The following is an 18,327-nucleotide window of genomic DNA, read 5'->3' on the forward strand; positions in this document are numbered from 1 at the left end:
CCGTTGGCGTGGGAGGGGAAGACGTTCATGCGGCCGGGGTTGACGAAGTTCCGCGGTCGGTCGAAGGCGGTGTGGGAGCGGCGGCAACGGCAGGCTGCGAAGCCAACCGGGGCCGCTGCCCCTGGCTGAGCGGATACTGATCGTTGCCGTGTACTACCGCACGAACCTGACGATGCGACAGTTGGCGCTGTCTGGCGTCTCGTCCCCCACGGTCTGCCGAGTCATCCAGCGGCTTGCTCCACTACCGGCACTCGAACCCCTCTCGGCACAACCGACGGCGCGGACCGGTTGCCCGCCAGGTGATCGCCGCCGCCCACCCGGTGCCCAGCACTACCGCGTACCCACACCCCTGACGGGCCTCCGGACTGAGCAAGCACCGCACGGGCGTGACCGTCCCGGGCCATCCCAACCCACGGCTCAGCTGGCCCACGGCCCCCGCAGAAGGAGTTCGCCTGTTCTGAGCCGGGGAGGCTGGCGTTCCTGGCCGTGACGGTTGATGATCAAGATGCGAGATCCCAGCTGATCAGGAAGAGCTGCAATGCATCGAAGCCGCGTATACGCCGTTCTGATCGACACACCCGTTGCTGAGGCTGACAAGGCGGCGGTCTTTTGGTCAGCAGCTCTCGGTGTCACTGCCCAGCCGTTTCCGCCTGCACCGGAGTTCACTACACTCCACCAGGCCGTGCCGGGGCTGATCATGGCAGTCCAAGCGGTCGACGATGCACCTCGCGTCCACTTGGACATCGAGACCGACGACGTCGAGGCGGAAACCACGCGCTTGGTCGCTCTGGGCGCTGAGCAGGCTTCGCAGTGGCAGGAGTGCCGAGTGTTGCGCGTGCCCGGCGGTCATTTGATGTGCGTACTCCCGGTGGAGAGCGACCCGGCCACTTTCCGAGCACAAGCCAACGTCTGGCCATGACGATGCCGTGAGGTCTGCCGTCAAGGGTGACCCGCGCGACTTCGTCAGCAAGGGGGGGCAGATCGCCTCGGCCTCCCTAACATGCCTATCCTCTCTGCACCGCGTCTGGCTCCTGGGACTACTGAAACCCACGGCGTCGCTGACCTAGATCCGGGAGAGCCGTTCGCAGTCTCTCGCGCGGCGGGCGGCCATCATCCAGGCACGGCCGCGTTCGACGACCCAGCAGCAGGGCAGCACGACCACGTCCTTGGCATGGTGGGTCGCGGGCGTCAGCACCGGCAGGCCGAGCGAGTCCAAGTGATCTGTCAGCTACGGCCGTTGATCATTTTCGTGGGCGTCGTAGCTGCGGCTTTCCCTCCCGACGGTGCAGGCGGCCTTGACCGACCGGCGTCGACTACCAGCATCACCGGGTGTGGGCAGCGGCCCTTGCCGGTCGGGAACTCTCTCGTTGACCTTCTCCCAGGGTGGGCAATCTGCAGCTAGGGCTCGCCACTTCGCACTGCTGTCGACGATGTGGCGGATGCCGCGGCGATCTCCCCCTGGGGCAATATTTCCGGGTGCCCGCCGACATTGGTCTGACAGGCCGACGCAGAGGCACGCTGCCTACCTGGTGGATCTCACCCTCGTACAGACTTCCGGATTATCCTGGCGGCGCTTCGACAGCGTTGTCCGTAGACCTCACCTTCTCGGGGGACCGTGTGCCAGCTCGCGAACAGCCTTCTGAGGGGCGGGACTTGGACGAGCTGCGGCGACGGGCCTCAGCAGGTGCTCCGCAGCGTGAGGCGGGGATGGTCGTGTGCGAGAACCTGGTGCGGATCTACCAGACCGAGGGGGTCGAAGTGCAGGCCCTCCAGGGTCTCGACCTGACTGTGGCGCAGGGCGAGATGGTCGCGGTGATCGGGGCCTCCGGCTCCGGCAAGTCCACCCTGCTGGGCATACTCTCCGGCCAGGACGTGCCCACCGCGGGAGCCGCTGAGGTCGCCGGACACGACCTGTTGGCGATGAAGCGCCGCGAGCGGCTCAGGTACCGGCGCGGCAGCGTGGGCTTCGTGTGGCAGCAGACCTCCCGCAACCTGCTTCCCTACCTCTCGGCGGCCGAGAACGTGATGCTGCCGATGACGTACACCGGGATCAAGCGCTCCCGGCGCCGGGCCTGGGCCGAGGAACTGCTCGACCTGTTGTCCGTCGGCCACTGCCGGGACCGCACCCCCGACACGCTCTCCGGCGGCGAGCAGCAGCGGGTGGCCATCGCTGTCGCCAACGCCAACGAGCCGCGGGTGCTGCTCGCCGACGAACCCACCGGCGAACTCGACACGGCCACCAGCGACGAGGTCTTCGCGGCGTTGCGTCAGGCGAACGAGGAGTTGGGCGTCACCGTGGTCGTGGTCACTCACGACGCGCTCGTGTCCGAGCAGGTGCAGCGCACGGTGGGGATCCGCAACGGCCGCACCTCGACCGAGGTGCTGCGCCGGGTCGCCGCCGGCGAGGACGGCGTTCAGGTGCTCACCGCTGAGGAGTACGCGGTGCTGGACGCCAGTGGCCGGCTCCAGCTGCCGGGCGAGTTCACCGAGCGTCTGCACCTGCGCAAGCGCGTGCGGTTGGTGCTGGAGAGCGACCATGTCGGGGTGTGGCCCGACGAGGCCGCGCGGCGGGCGAGGTCCGACGCGCAGGAGGACGCGGCGGGCGGCGGCCCCCAGCACTGACAGGTATAAGGCGAGGGCGCCCGCGGGCCTCCCACGCGTGCCGAGCCTTCACACGAGGCGCAGTACCCCTCCCAGTCCGCGTCGGCGGGCGAGGACGGTCTCGGTGAGCGCAGCGGCCAGGATCAGCGTCGTCACTCCGGCGACGAGGGCGATGGTGAGTGAGTAGTCGGTGCGCAGCGCGGGTTGGGCCGGGCCGCCGGTGAACTGGCGCAGGTCCAGGGTCCGCGCCATGAGCCGTGGTTCGAGCAGCCCCAGCAGTGTGCCGCCCGCTGCCGAGGCGAGGGCCAGCGGCAGCAGTTGCAGGAAGTGCAGCGCCCCGGCTTGCTTGGCGTCGAGGCCGAGCGTGCGCAGGAACGAGGTGGTGCGGCTGCGTTCGTGGGAGGTGAGGGTCAGTTCCAGGATGAGTGCGAGCAGGCCCAACAGGGCGGACAGGACACAGCTGGTGGTGTAGATCGCGCCGAGCCCCTGCGTCAGGCCGTCCGCGCGCAGGGCGCTCAGCGTCTGGGAGCGGATGTGGATGCGGGCCGTCGGTCCGAGGGCTTTGGCCGCCGCCGACCGCAAGGCTGCGGGCGGGGCGGTGGTGGAGCCGTCGTCCTTGAGGAGCAGGACGGTGCTTCCGGAGGCCTGCCGCGGGATCAACTGCCCGGCTCTGTCGGTGGTGATCAGCATCGGCGTCCCGGCAGCGATCTGGGCGGTGACCGGGCCGAGGAGGGGGTCCCGTAGTTGTCCGGTGGTGAGGGTGCCGACCGGCTTGAAGGTCAGGTCTTTCGGGGGCTGCCCGTTGGGGACGATCGTCGTGGTGAAGCCGCCGGTGCGCTCGCTCGCCCGCAGGCTGGGTGAGAGGAAGGACGGGAGCGGGGCGTGCGCACCGGCCCGGTCTTCCGTCGGGGTGGCCAGCCGGGACAGCAGGGCGCGGGCCAGCGGCGACGCCGGGGCTACGGCGGCCAGTTGCCGGGGATCTACGGTGATCACGGCGACCTGAGGGACCACCGTGCCCTCGGTCTGTCCTGCCAACTGGAGGGTGTACAGGTGCTGGAGAGCGGTCCGTATGCCGGTGGGTGCTGCCTCCGGTGCGGGGGCCACCGTCCCGGCCACCTTCGCGCTCGCGTCGGCGCCGGTGGTCCAGGCCGCACCCGTGGCCAGCCCGTCGTCGATGGTCTGCTGCACGAGGCCGCCGAACACGGCCGTCCCCAGGGTCAGTACCAGGACGAACAGGGCCAGTCCGGTCGCCGGGGCGTCCTGGGCGGCCCGTGCGGTCCCGATGAAGGCCACCGTTCCCCGGCCCCGCCGGGTCTGCCGCAGCACGGGGCGCAGCAAGAGCGGGTAGAGCCGCAGCAGGACGAGTACGACGGTCAGCGCGACCAGCACGGGCACCGCGCCCAGCAGCCCGTCGGGCCCCTGACCGCGCAGGGCGATCACGCCCGCCGCCGTCGTCGTCAGCACCGTCAGTTCCAGGACCACACGACGGCCGGCGGCGATGGTGCGGCGTCTGCGCCGTAGCCGGGCGGGCCTGCGCGGCTCGCGGACCGCGTGCCAGGTCATCAGCGGCACCGTCAGCGCCACCACCGCCGCGGCGAGTGCCGCGGTCATGGGTTGCGGCGATCCGGAGGTGCCGGTGGGAGCGAGGGTGACTCCAGCCGTCCAGCCGAGCAGTGCGGCGATCAGTACCACCGGCCAGGCCACGGCGCACCGCAGCAGTACGAGCCGCGTGGTGGACGCGCCCCGCGCGCGCTGCAAGCGCAGGTGTGCCTGCCTTCGGCGCAGCAGCAGTCGTACGGCGACGGTGACGGTGGCGAGCGCGACCGCGGCCAGGGCGTCCACGGCGAACGTCGCCAGGTCTCTTGCCTGTTGGTCCTGGGCGGTGAAGGCGTCGAGCAGCGGGCTCAGGGCGTCGGTCACCAGCAGGGGGCCGGTGGCCTGGCCTCTGATGTGGCAGCTGATGTCGCTGGTGATCGGGTCGACTCCCTGGCACAGGGCGTCGCTGAGGTCCGCGCTGTAGTGGGCCAGGGGCCCGGTCAGAGCGTGGGCGCGGTCGAGCGCCGCGCCGGACAGGTCGGTGCGCAGCTGCCAGGTCACTCGTGGGCCGCCCACTCCGGCGCCGGCCAGCAGGTCGGCGGCGTCGAGGCCGAGGAGGCCATGGACGGCGAGGACCGTGCCGGCAGAGCGCTCGGCCGGGTAGCGTGCGGGCTGGTCCAGTGTCTCGCGGCCGGTCCAGAAGTCGTCGCTCCCGGCCCTCGCGCGGAAGACCCCGCTCACCTGCAACTGCGCCCGGGGCGGGGCGTCTTGCACCCCGAGCGTCTTGGCGAACTCCAGGGTCAGCCGGCTGCCGGCCCGGACGCCGAGCGCCTGAGCGGTGGCCTGCGACAAGCCGATCTGCGGGGCGCTGCCGAGCGGTGTGTGATCGGCCGGCGCGTGGCCGCTGACGTACCGCAGGTGGGTCCGTGCGGACGGCAGGTGACCGGCCGTCAGCCGGGTGCTGGTGTCGGCCGGTCCGGGCGGCCGCGGTGAGATCAGGGACGCCTGGCCGTAGTCGTAGCTGCCGCCGGCGAGGGACAGGTGCCGCGCGGCGGATCCGCTGAGGTGCTCGGTGAGGGTGCGGCCCGCATCCAGCAGGGAGGCCGTGTCCAGTGCGGGCGGCACGGTGTCGAAGATCTCGGGTGTGGTGCTCAGGCTGATCAGGGGCGCTTGGCTCTGCGTGGCGCCGACGCCTTGGCGCAGTGCCTGGTCCTCCTGGCCGCCCGCGTAGGCGGGGATCCAGGCGCACAGCGTCGTCAGGACGAGGACCACCACCGTCAGACAGGCCAGCAGCGGCAGATCGCCGCGCGCCTCCTGGCGTATCAGGCGCCGCGTCACCGCCGCGCCCGCGCGCACAGGGCTCGTCACGGTCCGCTCTCGTCGGTCGTGTCCGGCCGCCCGGCTCAACGGTCCTCCCCCGCTCGCAGTACACGTACCAGGTTGACCCGGGCCAGCAGCCGGGCCAGGGCCAGCACGACCGCGCTGATGGCACAGGCGGTCGCCACCGCCGTCAGCGCCACCACGCCCCAGGGGACGACCAGCGGCAGCGGGGGGTAGGGGGCCTTCCCGCTGTCGTCCACGGTGACCAGGGGCAGTACCGCCGATGCCAGGGCCACGCCCAGGAGCGCCCCCGGGACCACCGCGAACAGCGTCAGACCCAGTTGCTCGGCGCCCAGCAGCGTGGACAGGTGTCCGGCGCGGACACCGATCGCCCGCAGCAATGCGAACTCCTTGCGGCGCTGCCGGGTCGAGACCACGGCGTGCACGGTGAAGGCGACGACCGCGAAGCCAGGGGCCAGATACCGGACGAGTTCCAGCACCCGGCGCAGCCCGCTGTGGAACGGGTCGGCCCGCAGGGACTCGGCGGTGCGTGCCGTGGTGGTGACCCGGCCCAGCGCGGGCTGCTCCTCGGCCGCGGCGGCCGTACGCGCGCTGTCGGTGCTGCTGAGCCACCAGAACGCCGGCTCCTGTAGGTCGGCGCCGGCCCGCGTCATGGCGGCGGCGAGTTGGCGCTGGTCGGCGATCAGATGCCCCTGACCGCGGCCCAGTCCGGGCAGCGAGTCCACTCGGCTCACCACCTTGGCGGCCACACGGGCACCGCCCAGCTCCAGCGTGGTGGTGCTGCCCACGTCCAGGCCGGCCTCGTTCAACGTGGAGGCGTCGGCGCGCACCGGCAGCGGTGCCGGCGGGCCGGACGGGCCCGCCACCAGCCGCACCCGGCTGGTGGGCCGGGTGTCGTAGTCCTCGGTGGACAGGCCGCCCATCACGTCGTCGGTGGCCTGGGAGGCGCGGATGCCGGTGCTGATGGTGGTCCGGAGGATTCCGGAACCGGCGGGAGCGACCGAACACACTCCGGGGGTGCCGGGCCCGTAGCTGCCGGTGAGCTTTCCTCGGCACGCACCCGCGGTGGCCTCGGCCGCGTAGTCCGTGCCGTCGGCCCAGACCTGCCCCGCGGGCAGCCGGGTGACCCAGGTGTCGGCCGCGCCGCGCGCACCGACACGGAACACTTCCAGGTCCAGCCGCGCGGGACGCACCTCGGGCTGTGGCAGGACACTGACAGCGGTCACCGTCAGCGGATAGTCCCGGCGGTGCGCGCCGCTCAGCGGCACGTCCAGGGGGACCACGACGGTGTGCCGGGCTCCATCGGCGGTGGGCAGACGGGTAGGCACGGTGCTGACCACGCCTGACGCGTCCTGCACGGTCAGTTCCAGGCTCGGTGCCGCACGGCTGCCGTCGCTGCTCAGCCGTTCCTCCACGAGCAGCGCGGTCGGACGCCCCGGAAGCGGTATGCCGAAGGTGACCGGCGACGGGGTGCGGGGAGCGGGTCCGCCGATCGTGCCGACCAGTTCCGCGTTGGCGCCGCCGGGCAGGGTCACCAGCGACTGGGTCACCGGTGTCACGGCGGTCACCGCCGGCAGACCGCGATAGGCCGTGCCCAGTACGGAGGAGGGGTAGGTGTCGGCTCCGGACGAAGAGATCCGCACGTCGGCGCCGACGGTGAACGCGGCCTGCTCCCACGTCAGGCCGCCCAGGCAGGCCAGTGCCGTGGTGGCGAACGTGCTCACGGACACGGCCAGGCACATCAGCGCCACCGGTCCCGCGTTACGTGCGGCCCGCCGGCTCACCTGCCAGCCGGCCAGCGCGAGGACGAGGCCCCGGCTGCGACGGGCGAACACGTCCAGCAGACGTGCGGTCAGCGGCAGCAGCCGTAACAGCAGGAGCGCGGCTGCGCCGGCCACAAGCGCCGGGACCAGAACCAGCACCGGGTCCGCGGACGCGCTGCCGGTGCCCAGGCCGGCGATCAGCGAGTGGTGCCGCCGCAGTTCCAGATACCCGAGGGTCGCGATGGCCAGCAACGCCAGGTCGGCGCCCAGCCGTTGGGCGGCGGCGGCCCGTGCGCCGCGGGGCGGCTTGGACCGCGCCGACGGCAGCACGGGCAGCAGCACCGCCGCGGCGTGCACCAGCAGGGTCAGGCCCACCGCCGCCCACGCGCCGGTGCCCTGGCCGCCGGGATGCAGCAGCCTGGCCAGGAAGGGGGCCGCGAGGGCGGCCGGGACGCCGGTCAGTGCCCACTCGGCCGCCGCGCCGCGCAGCAACCGCGGGGTGCCGGCGCCTCTGGCCCGTTGGAGAGCCAGCTCGCCGCTGCGCCGTACGGTCAACTGACGCGCGGCCAGCACCATGGTGGCCAGGGCGAGTGCCGCCAGCATCACGCTCGGCAGGTACAGCGAGGACCGCGCCGCCACCATCGGCACCGTCAGGTCCTCGATCGCTCCCGGCAGACCGGAACTCACCGCCAGGCCGTCAAGCGACGGCTCCCGCCCGCGGAACACCGAGATGCGGCTCTTGCTGCCGGAGAAGCCGCGCAGCCGGTCGTGCAGCCCGGGAAGGCTGCCCGCGTCGATGCGGGAGAAGTCCGGCTGCACACTCCAGTGGGCCGTCAACTGGCCGTTCAGGACGGCGCTGCCGTTGAGAGCGGATGCCGAGACCACCAGCAGGCGCTGGTCGGCGGTCTGCCCCTGGGCCAGGTCGCCGGCCATCGCGGGCCAGAACCCGACGGCATCTCTCGCCCGGAACACGCCGGTGATCCGCAGGGTCATGGCGCGCCCGAAGGCGTCCTGGACCTGGAGAGCGGAACCGGGCTTGACGTCCAGGCGTCTGGCCAGCGCCTCGGGCACAGCCGTCTCCACCGGGGCGGTGGAGCCGGTGGCGACCTGCACATCGGGAAGCGAAGTGAACGCGCCGGCCGGGGCGTCGGCCGTGCCGGCGGGCCATCGCCCGGCCAGCAACTGCCCGAACCTGCCCGCCGCTTGCACCGCGACCGGGTGCAGCCCGCTTGCTCCGGGACCTCGCGGAGGGCCCGCGCCGTCGATCCCTGCCACTGAGACCGGCGACGCGCCCAGCAGTCCCACATACGTCAGCTGCGGCACCCCGGCGAACACTTGAGTGGCGGCGGCCCGCACGTCCCGGTCGGCGGTGGCCATTCCCTGCGCCCGGAAGGACGCGCTCACGCTCACCTGCGCGTCGAGGTCGGCAGCCAGCCTGCGCACGGCCCCGGCCTGCACCGAACTCCCCGCCAGCGCCGCGAGCGCGGCCAGCGCCGTCGCACACAGCAGCACGGTCAGCGTGACGGCGGCCCACACCAGCCCGTGCTGCGTGGCCTGCCTGACCACGACGGGAAGCCGCTGCCGGGGCGGGCGCGGAGCCTGCGGGCGTCGCCGCGGTAAGGACCTCAAGGCCGTGGCGACCACATGAACCCCCGCAGAATCGAACATGTGACGGTGACGGCGCGGCACAGTCCTACCAGGCATCCGCCCGAGGGCACAAGAATTGCTGATCTCTTGGCGGCCGGGCGCTGGAGCGGCCACGGCCGCCGGCGCACCGCGGCATGCTGTGACGCCTCCTGCACGCGCAGGAGGAGTTACCGCATCCAGTGGCCGTCGGTGCTCCATCCCAGGAAGCGCCTGCTGCGGCCGGCGTCCGCCGTTCCGTCGTCGTTGAAGGTGCCGCCCTCGGTGACCAGGGCCAGGCCCGCGAGCGCGGGGGCCAGTCGGGTCTCGACGTGGCTGGGGTGACGGGCCGTCTGCGCATTCAGGCCCGCGACGAAACGTCGCTGCTCCTCGGGCGGGCACAGGGACAGGAAGAACAGCATCTGGCGCCATGCGTACGCGGCATCCTTGATGGTGCTCAAGGGGCGCGGATTGTTGTGGACGCGAGCGGTCAGCCGGCACACGGTGACGAATGAACGGCGCGCCAGGTCGGCCCAGCCGGGCCGCGGAGCGATGCCCACCCAGTGGACCAGCGTGGCGAGGTTGTGCGTGGTGAGGATCTGCGCCTGCTCGATCACCTTGCCGTTCGCGGCGACCGACCAGGAGTCCGGCGTCGTGCCGACTCGCCCGGCCGCCAGCCGTGCGAAGCCGGGAGAGGTCGGGGCACGACGTGAACGGGCCGGGGCCGTGCCGGTCTCGGCGATGGCCAGGTCGCGGATCTCCTCGTAGTCGATGCCGTAGTACCGCTCGTACAGCGTGCCGCCCAGCAGGTCACCGGCGATCCGCGCCGCCGTCAGGAACTTCCGGCTGAACTCGCCCATGAAGATGTCGGCGGCCAGCTCCTCCACGAACGGAACGCCCAGGCCGCACTGCCGTTCCAGCACGCCGAGTTCGCGGACCAGCGGGTTGGGCAGGATGGTGCCCGGGAAGGCCTGCACGGCCACCTCGCCCAACTGCTGCAGCACTGTCAGTGCGCCTTCGCCGTCCGACGTGCCCGTGACCGCGGAGCGGCGGCCGGACACCGCCCGCACCCACGGCAGTTCCTCGATCCGCACCTGCCGCTCCAGGTCGAGCAGCAGCAGGGACCGGCGGTTGCGGAACGCCCGGTAGTGGGCGGTCATCAACGCCCGCAGCGTTTCGTCGTCGTACGCCCGCGCGGTGGCGGCGGCGACCAACTGCGGTACCAGTTCGGCCAGAACCTCGGCGGAGGGGACGACACCCCGTTCGACGAGGGTGCCGAGCGGAGCGCTCAGTGCGGACACGACCACCCGGCCGATAGCGGGCGGGAGGGCAGCCCCGGCGGGCAGCCCGGCCGTCCGGCTCTCCTCCTCGCTCACTGGGCGAAGCAGCGGCTCCACCTCCGCGATGCCCTCCTGCTGCGGAAGGTCGGCGAGTCGGCGCAGCACCAGCTGGGCGAGGGCGTGGTGGGAGGGCAGCTCCGCCTGTGCGGCCTGGCTGCGGCGAAGGGCCGTATGGCCGGGCGAGCCGGGCAGGCCGCGTCGGCGCACCATGGACTGCACCGCGTGCCGCAGCAGGCCGAGCCGGCGCGCGTCCAGCGGCCGTCCGGCGACGACCTCCTCCAGCGCACCTCGCAGGATGCCCAGGTTCTCCTTGGGGTTGCGGTGCTTGGTGCAGAGCGTGTGTTCCGCGGCGAGCAGCCGGTAGCGGTCGAGCAGAGCCGCGGCCTGCGCCAGCCAGTCGGGGTCCGGGGCGTGTGCCAGGACCTCGCCCTCCTCGGCCGTGCGCAACCAGTGTGCGAGGAGGTCGTCTCCGAACGGCTGCCAGACGGTGAGTGCTTCTCGCTGGGTCTCGACGGCCGTGTTCGGCCGCCGTCGCCCCAGGGTGACGACCGCGTCCTGGACCGTGTGCCGGTGTACGGCCGTGCCGGGTTCTGGGGCGGGGCGGTCCGCCGGACGGGGCAGGAAGCGCAGCCGGTCGGCGAACGGCTCCAGTTCCGCCAGGAGGTCGAGCGCCGCGTCCGTCTCCCCGTGTCGCACCAGCGAGGCCATGGTGAGCAGTGCCGCCTCTTCGGGCACGTCGATCCGGTAGCGGCCGCTGTCCAGCAGGGCCCACAGCCAGGTGAGTCCGGGTTCGGTGAGGCAGTGGGCGAAGAGCGCATGGCGCTCTGCGGGCACCCCGAAGCTCCGGGCCGTCTCGGTCTCGTACGGCTGAAGCGGACCGGCCGCGCTCGCGGTTCCGGTGGCGAAGCCGCCGCGCAGCACCTCGGGGGTGACCCAGGCCGGGAGCCCCGCGACCGGGGTCCGCGAACCGATCGTGAGCCGGCCCGCGGCCATCCCGGCGAGGACCTCCCGCCAGCGCTGCCCGCGCACCTCGGCGCGACGCCGGGTGTCGGGGTCCTCGTGGGTCAGCGCGGTCCTGAATGCCTTGGCCAACTGGCCTGCGGCATACGAGGGCGTGGCGGTAGGAGGCTGCTGCTCAGCGTTGTCGTTCATAAGCCGACGTGGCAGGTTCCGCCCCTGCGCCCTCCGGGTCCCGAGCCCGGTGCTCTCCTGCTGAGCTACACGCCGATGAGCTCCGAAAGTAGCTGCGGGGGCGGGCGGGGCTCAACTGGATTTGGGGTCTTCCCAAGGACCGCCCCGGGGGCTCGTCGCCGTCCGACAAGGCGGCGGAGCAAGCTCGGCATCGGGCTGATATCGGGGTGCGGACCAGCTCGGGAGCGTGTCACAGTCACCGGCGTGACCTTGATGGACGTACTCGTCGACTTCTCCAGCACGGGCCGGATCGGTCCCCTGAGTTGTGGAATGTCTCTGGCTGAGGCTGAAGACCTGCTCGGACCGGGGCGCCCGCATCCAGCCCACCGCTTGAAGGGGCCCGATATCGACGGCTACCCCTACTCGTGGGACGGGCTGCAGTTGGTGGTCACTCAGCGGGCCGTCAGTGGGATCTGGATCAACCTCTGGCCCGGTTCGACGGTCAAGCTTCCGCCGCTCGTTCTGCCTGAATCCGAGTCGTTCGAGGCCACCGTCCTTCGCGAAGACCTGATCGGCGCCCTCGATGGCGCCGGCTGCCGGCATGCGGTCAACAGCACTCTCACCTTCGGCGAGCAGTCGAGCATCCTGACCCAACCCGCCGACGCCTGCGCGGTCTTCAGTCTGCCTGGGCGGGACAACCATGTTGCGCGCCGTGACCGGCACTTCCTCGACGTGATGCACAAGCACGCGGCTTGACGTCGCCAATTCCACAGACGGCCGGCGGTCACTGTGTCGAGGTCTCGGAGCAGGTGGTGTGGCGCGCAGGGCGGGAATGCAGGCGCGGACGGCCTGGTAGGTGGGACAAGGGTGTCCTGCAAAGGTGGGCATCGCGCGTCGGGGGCGGCCACGTGTGCGGCGGGGGCGGCGATCGGGTGTCCGGCGGACCAGGAGGCCACCTGAAAGACACTCGCCGATCCGCCAGGGACCTCCGAGCCGAACGCCCGAAATGCGTTCGTCCTACGTCGCCCAGCGGGGCTAGCCTCGCCGGTCATGGGAGCACGAGCGCAGTACGTGGTGGTCGAGGACGGCGCCTGGCAGCGGTACTACTCGCACTGGGCCGCCGGCCGGGTCGTCGACGACCTGTTGCCCGGTCCGGCCGCGGCGACACGGTGCTTCCGCGCCAACCGGGAGATCGACCACTGGCTCGACGACGTGTGGTGCGAGGGTGCCGCGCTCGTCGACCACGACCGTCGAATGCTGCTGTGGTTCGCCTTCGCGGACAGCTGGGCCGACCACACCGCCGCCCGCGCCGTACTGGCCCGGACCTGGCCCGGCTGGGACGTCCGCTTTGCGCACGACGGCATGGGTGACCTGACACATCACCTGGGCCTCGGCAGGAATCTGACCCGTCCCCCGGGTTGGTTCGAGACCTTCGAACCGTCCTGGTTCGCGGACACCGAGTGCACCGAGCCCTGGTCCGTCATCTCCCTGCGCCTCCCTGACGGAAGTGTTCGCGCGTGGGGCAGCTTCGGTGAGCCCATCGAGCACATCGCCGGCGGCCCCGGCCTGATCGACCTGCTCATTGCGTCGCCGGCCACTCCCCCGCTCACCGACATGCCGTATGGCGGTGTCCATTTCGACCCGCAGGTCCGCACCGTCTCGCTCTGGGCCGTGCAGACCGTGGCCGGCGTGCACGACTGGCCGTTGCCAGGCTGGGACGACTGGGGCCTGGACTTCCATGGGGACGACCACATCCAACAGGCCGGGCTGCTCCCGGCGGACTTCCCCTTCCCGCGGCCCCCGCTCGGGACCGCCCTACGGCGCCTCAGCGACGGCCTCGGCACCCCGCCGCCCGACGTGAGCTCGCTCCTTGCCAACGCCACTGGTGCACCTGGTGGTCCTGCGGGGACCACTCCTGTGCTGAACCCCGCTGCGCTGGTGGCGCACGAACCGGCCGATCCGACCCCGGCCGAACTGGCCGCACTGCGTACAGCTCTCGCTGCGCTGGTCGCAGAGGCAGAGGCACGGGCAGAGTGACGAAGTGGGCTGGACAGGACAGCACTTCGGGCTGCTCCTCGCCCGCCACGGCCCCCTCCAGGCGTCAGCGAGCTGACAGGATGACGCGATGTCCGACTCTCTGCGCGAACGTTGGCTGCGCGGCCTCGCGTTCAATCCGGCAGCGCCCGCCGACGTGCTCATACGCCTGTTGGATCCAGCGGCCGGCGACGCCGGACCGCTGATGTGCGAGGGCCGTGACCTGCCCGTCGCCGTCATCGACGCCGCCCTGCGCCATCCGTCCGGAGTCATCCGCGGCGCGCTCGCCCGCAACCGGTACGTCGACCCGGTGCGGCTCGCCCCCTTGGCGTCGGACCCGTCGGGGCTCGTCCGCGCGCGGCTCGCCTCGGGCCCCCGAGACTGGCCCCGACGGGTCCGACCGCTGCCGGACGAGATCCTCGTGACTCTGCTGCTGGCGCAGGACGGAGGCGAGGACAACAGGCTCACCGCGAAGGAGATCATCGCGGAGCTCGAGTCGTCCCGGCAGATCCCGCTGTCCTTCTTCCGCTCCGTCGCCGGCCACGCACAACCCGAACTACGGACCGTGGCCACATGGAGGTGGGAGTCCCTCACGCCGGCGCAGCGGGCGGCGCTGCTCGACGATCCGGACGACGGCGTCCGGGAAACGGCGCAGGACAGGAACTGGGCGCTGGAGCCGGAACGGGTGGAGGCCAGACTGCCGTCGTTCGGCCCGCGCAACGCATTCGTGTTCGGCACGTGTGCTCTGTCCCCCGCGCTCGTCGAACAGTGTTTCGCGGACGGCACGGTGCTCCCCATGGCCCGGAACCCCCACACCCCGGCCTACGCCCTCGTCCGGCTCACGCGCCACCGCGACGCGGAGGTCCGCGCGTCGGTCGCCGTCCGGCCCGACGTGGGACCGGACCTGGTGGCGGAGTTGAGGTCGGACCCGGTCGAGTACGTGCGGACGTGCGCGCGCCTCCACCCCTTCTCCCACACCTGGGCGGAGTACAGGGCGATCGACCAGGTCATCGGGCACGGTCCTGACTGCACCTGTCCGATCGGCGAGCCGTTCACCGATGCGCACGTCGACCCGGCTGTCGGGCCGTCGCCCGACTGGTTCGCCTCCTGTGCGGTGTCCGAGGAAGCGGTGCTCCGCCGGGTTGCGGCCAGTTGGCCGGGGCTGCCGGCGGAACTCGCCGAAGCCCTCGCACAGGACGACGACGAGGAGGTGAGGATCAGGCTGGCCTGCCACCACCCACTGGCTCCGCCGCGCCTCCTCCTGGATGTCTTCCTCACCCGCCCGGCCCACCGTCCACACCTGCTGGACCTGCCCACCTTCCCCCGTACCGGCTGGGCCCACCTCATCGATCACCCGGATGCCGAAATACGAACCCTGGCGGCCGCCGATCCCGCTTTGTCCGACCCCCCGGTGCAGGACCCCGACGCGTCGGTGCGCCAGGCAGCGGCCGCCAACGCGAGCCTGTCACCGCATGCCCTGGAGCCCCTCCTGACCGACCCCCACACCGCCGAGGGCGCTGCGTCCAACCCGGCTTTGCCCGTTCCCCGTATGCACGCACTCCTCGACCACTGCCTGGACGGCGCCGCCACCGTGCCGGCGGCCGTCCGGCGCTGAGTCTGTCTGGACCAGCTGACCTGGGCTCTCGACGACGGGGGTCGCGCCTCAGCCATGATCGGCGGAGTGGGCCACGCCCTCCTGGTCGAGAAAGCTCAGCACCTTCCGCACTTCGTCCACGATCCCCGATTGACGAGCTGAGTTAACGTCGATAACTTAACTGCACTAACTCAGATCGGAGCAGCCGTGTCCCTACTTGCCGCCGATGACGTGTACGCCCTCGCGCCGTACGCCAAGACGCTGGGGGTCGTGTTCGACGAGATGAGGGCGGACGGAGTTCGAGCCACGCTGGCGCACGATCTGTCCCTGTCGACGGTCGGAGGCGGGCTCCACGGCGGGGCGTTGATGGGACTCGCCGATGTGTGCGGTGCAGTGTGCGCAGCGCTCAACGGTCCGGCCGGTGCCGCTCCGGCCACCGTGGAATCGAGCACGCACTTCCTCCGGCCGGCGCGCACCGACGTCGTCGCGACGGCACGGCCCCTGCGGGTGGGCCGCAACACCGTCGTCGAGATCGACGTGCACGACGCCGAAGGCGCACTGTGCGCCCGGGTGACCCAAGTGGTCACGGCCGTCGCGCCGAAGACCTCATGATGGCGCCCTCCCACGGAGGCTCCCCTTCATGACCGGGTCCCGCACTCGCGCCGCCAAAGGCCAGGGCGGCCTGCTGCGCGACCATCTGCTCGACATCGCCGGCCGGATCCTCGAAGACGGTGGCGCCGGCGCCCTGACGATCCGTGCGGTGGCAACCAGCGCCGGGGTCACTCCGCCGGCCGTCTATCTCCACTTCGCCTCGAAGCAGGAACTCGTCCACGCCACGTGCCTGCGTGTCTGGAGCTCACTGTTCATCGAGCTGGAAGCCGTGTCCGGCGGGGTCTCGGACCCTGTGACGGCGCTCTACGAAACGTGTGTCGCCTACGTCGCCTTCGGGCTCCGGCACCCCGCCCAGTACCGCCTCGTGATGGACGGCGAAGCCACCGAGGCCAGCCGCCACAACGAGGACGCGTGTTTCCGCTATTTCCGCGACAAGGTCACAGCCTGCCGTGACGCAGGCGTGCCGGTGGACAGCGCGACCGAGACCACCAGACTGCTGTGTTCCGGCGTGCACGGCGCGGTGTCCCTCCTGATCCACCAGGAACGTGACGCATGGCCTGCGGACACCGGCCGTTACGTCGCCCGCACTGCGTCCTCAGTCGTCCACGGCGCTCTCCTCACCGCGTCTCATGCGGCTCCGCCCTCGATGGCGGCCATGACGGCGTCAGACTGAACCAGGAGAGCGCCGGGGTGCGTCAAGAGGGCCTCTAGTCACGGCGCCCCGAGTGTGGCACCACCGTGGAGTCCCTGTTCACCCCGGCCCGTTCGCCGCCGTCAGTTCTTCTCCGAGGCCGTGGGCGAGGCCGAGGACGGGGAGGGCGATGCCTTGGTTCGCAGGGCGCGCTCGCAGTGCGGCCAGTCGTGGAAGTCGCGGTCGCGGGACCAAAGCCGTTCGGCGGCCTGGATGTTCCATTCGGGGTCCAGCGCCTTACGCGGAGTGCCACCCAGTTCACGCAACCGGGTGTCGGAGATCTGGAAAAGGCCCCAGTTCCTGCTGCCGTTGGTGTTCGGCAGGATGTGCAGCGGGTCGAGGAAGGACTGGCAGTCGGCGATGGCGACGGCGTCGTCCGGTGCTTCGGCGAAGACCTCGCGGATACGCCGGCGGGCTTCCTCCGGCGACCAGGTGTCCATGCGGGCCTTCGACTCGTAGAGCGCCGTCTTGGTGGCTGTCGTGACGACGCCGTTGGGCGGGAGGCCGGTGATGACCTGGAAAGCCGTCACTCGGCGCAGTGTCTGCGGACCGAAGTCGCCGTCCACGTCGATGTCGGCGCCATGCCGATCGAGCAGCGTCTGTACTTCGCGGACGCACTCGTCGTGCTGGCCCATGCTCACGACGGGTGAGCAGACGGAGGAGAACAGGGTTCGTGAGTCTGACTTCTCCGCCTTCTCATCGGGGCCTGACGTCAGGGACATGGCCCAGCCGACGGTCCCCAGAACGGTGACGGCGGCCACGGCGGTCAGAGCAATGGCCCTACGATTCGCCGGGAGTTGACCACGCTTTGGCGTCGGCTCCTGGTTGCCGGGAGCGGAAGCAGGGCCCTGGGTGGGCAACGTACGGGATACGGTGGCGGGTTCCTGGTCAGCGCCGGCTGATACCGCGGCTGCGGGGGCGGCTTCCTCACCGGGCTCCTCCTGCGGCACCCGTCTCTCGCGTTCGGCGTCGGCGAGAGCCCACAGCCGGTGCAGTTCGCGCAGTTCGGCGGAGGCGGCGCCGCAGGCGGTGGCGATGCGGTGCAGGACGCCGTAGTCCTGCGGGACCGACGAAGCCGCGCAGTAACGGTGAAGGCTGGAACGGCTGATGCCGGCTCGCTGCGCGAGAGCGTCGTAGCTGAGCCCCGATCTCTCCTTCAGCGCACGCAGCTGAGCGGCGAGCCGCTCAGCCTCACTGTATTGGTTCATGGAGAACCCCCCTGTTGTTCGAACACGCTCGCCCGTCCTGGCGGCGTGTCGGCGCGTGCCGACGGCCCGATGCTTCGTCGGCAGGGGACGTGGTCACGATCCCGGCGGTCCAATGTGCCAGAACTTGCCCGGCCAGGCGGGGAGTTGATCGCTCCGGATGCCGAGGGTTGCTCCGCCCGCGTCCCATGCGCCTCCCAGGCCATCGAGGAACACGCAGCTCAGAGGGTGAGTGAGAGTGTCAGCGTCCCCAGCGTCACCATTCCGCTTGTTCGATTCGGCGGGGCCCGCCACCGTGACGCCGTCGGTGCCTTCCACGTCGTTCGCCTCACCCCGTGGGTGTGTGGACGAAGGTGCCGTCACTGGCTCAACTACGCGCTACGGATATGGGAGAACAGATGAGAAACAGCACGACCTGGGCGCGCGCCGCGGTCGCGATCCTGCTCGCAGGCGGCGGACTGCTCGCGGCGACCCCGGCGCAGGCGGCCGCCACCGCGTGCTCGGGGTCGGCCTGCGACGGCAAGGACCCGGCCGTCTACTGCCAGGGCGACGCGCGGACCGTGGAGAGCACCAAGCTCGGGCAGGCGCTGCTCGAACTCCGCTACAGCCCCAGCTGCCGGGCCGCCTGGGGCCGTATATCCAACGCGGGCTATGACACGCGGGACCAGTTCACCCCGTACGCCACGGTGCACCGCAACAGCGACGGGCGTGAGTACTCCTGTTCCGTGCCCAACGGCGACACCGACTGCTACACCCGCATGGTCAACGACGCCAATGTCACGTCGTACACGAAGGGAATGTGGGACAGCGGGGCCCGCATCTACGAGGGGCGTACGGCCTCCTACTGAACTTCCTG

The 18,327-nt window shown here is 71.4% G+C and carries 14 protein-coding genes and 1 tRNA gene; 9 read left to right on the forward strand and 6 right to left on the reverse strand.

What is annotated here, in order from left to right:
* Positions 1 to 172 precede the first annotated feature (172 nt).
* Both AC2XR2_RS00085 and AC2XR2_RS00090 read left to right on the forward strand, forming a co-directional pair.
* Positions 173 to 490, forward strand: coding sequence for a hypothetical protein (locus AC2XR2_RS00085; protein WP_491518378.1), 318 nt, complete (start codon positions 173 to 175; stop codon positions 488 to 490).
* 48 nt (positions 491 to 538) lie between these two features.
* Positions 539 to 919, forward strand: coding sequence for a VOC family protein (locus AC2XR2_RS00090; RefSeq protein ID WP_491513801.1), 381 nt, complete (start codon positions 539 to 541; stop codon positions 917 to 919).
* A gap of 144 nt (positions 920 to 1,063) precedes the next feature.
* On the opposite strand, the gene AC2XR2_RS00095 is transcribed toward AC2XR2_RS00090, so the two are convergent.
* A complete protein-coding gene (locus tag AC2XR2_RS00095; protein ID WP_491513802.1) occupies positions 1,064 to 1,216 on the reverse strand; it encodes a hypothetical protein in 153 nt (50 codons plus the stop codon).
* A gap of 437 nt (positions 1,217 to 1,653) precedes the next feature.
* Here AC2XR2_RS00095 and AC2XR2_RS00100 point away from each other — a divergent pair, with 437 nt between their 5' ends.
* Complete coding sequence (locus AC2XR2_RS00100) at positions 1,654 to 2,622, forward strand: ABC transporter ATP-binding protein (RefSeq protein ID WP_491513803.1); 969 nt, start codon at positions 1,654 to 1,656, stop codon at positions 2,620 to 2,622.
* A 48-nt stretch (positions 2,623 to 2,670) separates the two neighbouring features.
* Here AC2XR2_RS00100 and AC2XR2_RS00105 read toward each other — a convergent pair whose 3' ends face one another.
* From AC2XR2_RS00105 to AC2XR2_RS00120, 4 genes are all read right to left on the reverse strand, one after another.
* Positions 2,671 to 5,505 carry a hypothetical protein gene (locus tag AC2XR2_RS00105; protein WP_491513804.1) on the reverse strand — a complete coding sequence of 945 codons (2,835 nt, stop codon included), beginning with the start codon at positions 5,503 to 5,505 and terminating at the stop codon, positions 2,671 to 2,673.
* Between the two features lie 35 nt (positions 5,506 to 5,540).
* Positions 5,541 to 8,807, reverse strand: a complete 3,267-nt coding sequence (locus AC2XR2_RS00110; protein ID WP_491513805.1) for an FtsX-like permease family protein — start codon at positions 8,805 to 8,807, stop codon at positions 5,541 to 5,543.
* Positions 8,808 to 9,055: 248 nt separating this feature from the next.
* Complete coding sequence (locus AC2XR2_RS00115; RefSeq protein ID WP_491513806.1) at positions 9,056 to 11,356, reverse strand: hypothetical protein; 2,301 nt, start codon at positions 11,354 to 11,356, stop codon at positions 9,056 to 9,058.
* 3 nt (positions 11,357 to 11,359) lie between these two features.
* Positions 11,360 to 11,431: transfer RNA gene (locus AC2XR2_RS00120), tRNA-Pro, on the reverse strand.
* Between the two features lie 168 nt (positions 11,432 to 11,599).
* Between AC2XR2_RS00120 and AC2XR2_RS00125 the strand changes: the two genes are divergently transcribed.
* The 5 genes from AC2XR2_RS00125 (at position 11,600) to AC2XR2_RS00145 (ending at position 16,248) form a co-directional block, all read left to right on the forward strand.
* On the forward strand, positions 11,600 to 12,091 hold the full coding sequence (locus tag AC2XR2_RS00125; protein ID WP_491513807.1) for a hypothetical protein: 492 nt from the start codon (positions 11,600 to 11,602) through the stop codon (positions 12,089 to 12,091).
* A 294-nt stretch (positions 12,092 to 12,385) separates the two neighbouring features.
* Positions 12,386 to 13,372: a hypothetical protein gene (locus tag AC2XR2_RS00130; protein ID WP_491513808.1), complete on the forward strand. Its 987-nt coding sequence runs from the start codon at positions 12,386 to 12,388 to the stop codon at positions 13,370 to 13,372.
* An 88-nt stretch (positions 13,373 to 13,460) separates the two neighbouring features.
* Positions 13,461 to 14,984, forward strand: coding sequence for a hypothetical protein (locus tag AC2XR2_RS00135; protein WP_491513809.1), 1,524 nt, complete (start codon positions 13,461 to 13,463; stop codon positions 14,982 to 14,984).
* A 186-nt stretch (positions 14,985 to 15,170) separates the two neighbouring features.
* Positions 15,171 to 15,575 (forward strand): PaaI family thioesterase, encoded by a 405-nt coding sequence (locus tag AC2XR2_RS00140; RefSeq protein ID WP_491513810.1) that lies wholly within the window; start codon positions 15,171 to 15,173, stop codon positions 15,573 to 15,575.
* A 28-nt stretch (positions 15,576 to 15,603) separates the two neighbouring features.
* The gene (locus AC2XR2_RS00145) at positions 15,604 to 16,248 is read left to right on the forward strand and encodes a TetR/AcrR family transcriptional regulator (protein ID WP_491513811.1); all 645 of its coding nucleotides are present in this window, start codon (positions 15,604 to 15,606) and stop codon (positions 16,246 to 16,248) included.
* A 101-nt stretch (positions 16,249 to 16,349) separates the two neighbouring features.
* Here the strand turns inward: AC2XR2_RS00145 and AC2XR2_RS00150 are convergent, their stop codons facing one another.
* Positions 16,350 to 17,474 carry a helix-turn-helix domain-containing protein gene (locus AC2XR2_RS00150; RefSeq protein WP_491513812.1) on the reverse strand — a complete coding sequence of 375 codons (1,125 nt, stop codon included), beginning with the start codon at positions 17,472 to 17,474 and terminating at the stop codon, positions 16,350 to 16,352.
* Between the two features lie 395 nt (positions 17,475 to 17,869).
* On the opposite strand from AC2XR2_RS00150, the gene AC2XR2_RS00155 reads away from it, so the two are divergent.
* On the forward strand, positions 17,870 to 18,319 hold the full coding sequence (locus AC2XR2_RS00155; protein WP_330269469.1) for a DUF2690 domain-containing protein: 450 nt from the start codon (positions 17,870 to 17,872) through the stop codon (positions 18,317 to 18,319).
* The last annotated feature ends 8 nt before the right edge of the window (positions 18,320 to 18,327 follow it).

The organism is Streptomyces sp. LS-MS-L19, assembly GCF_058382285.1.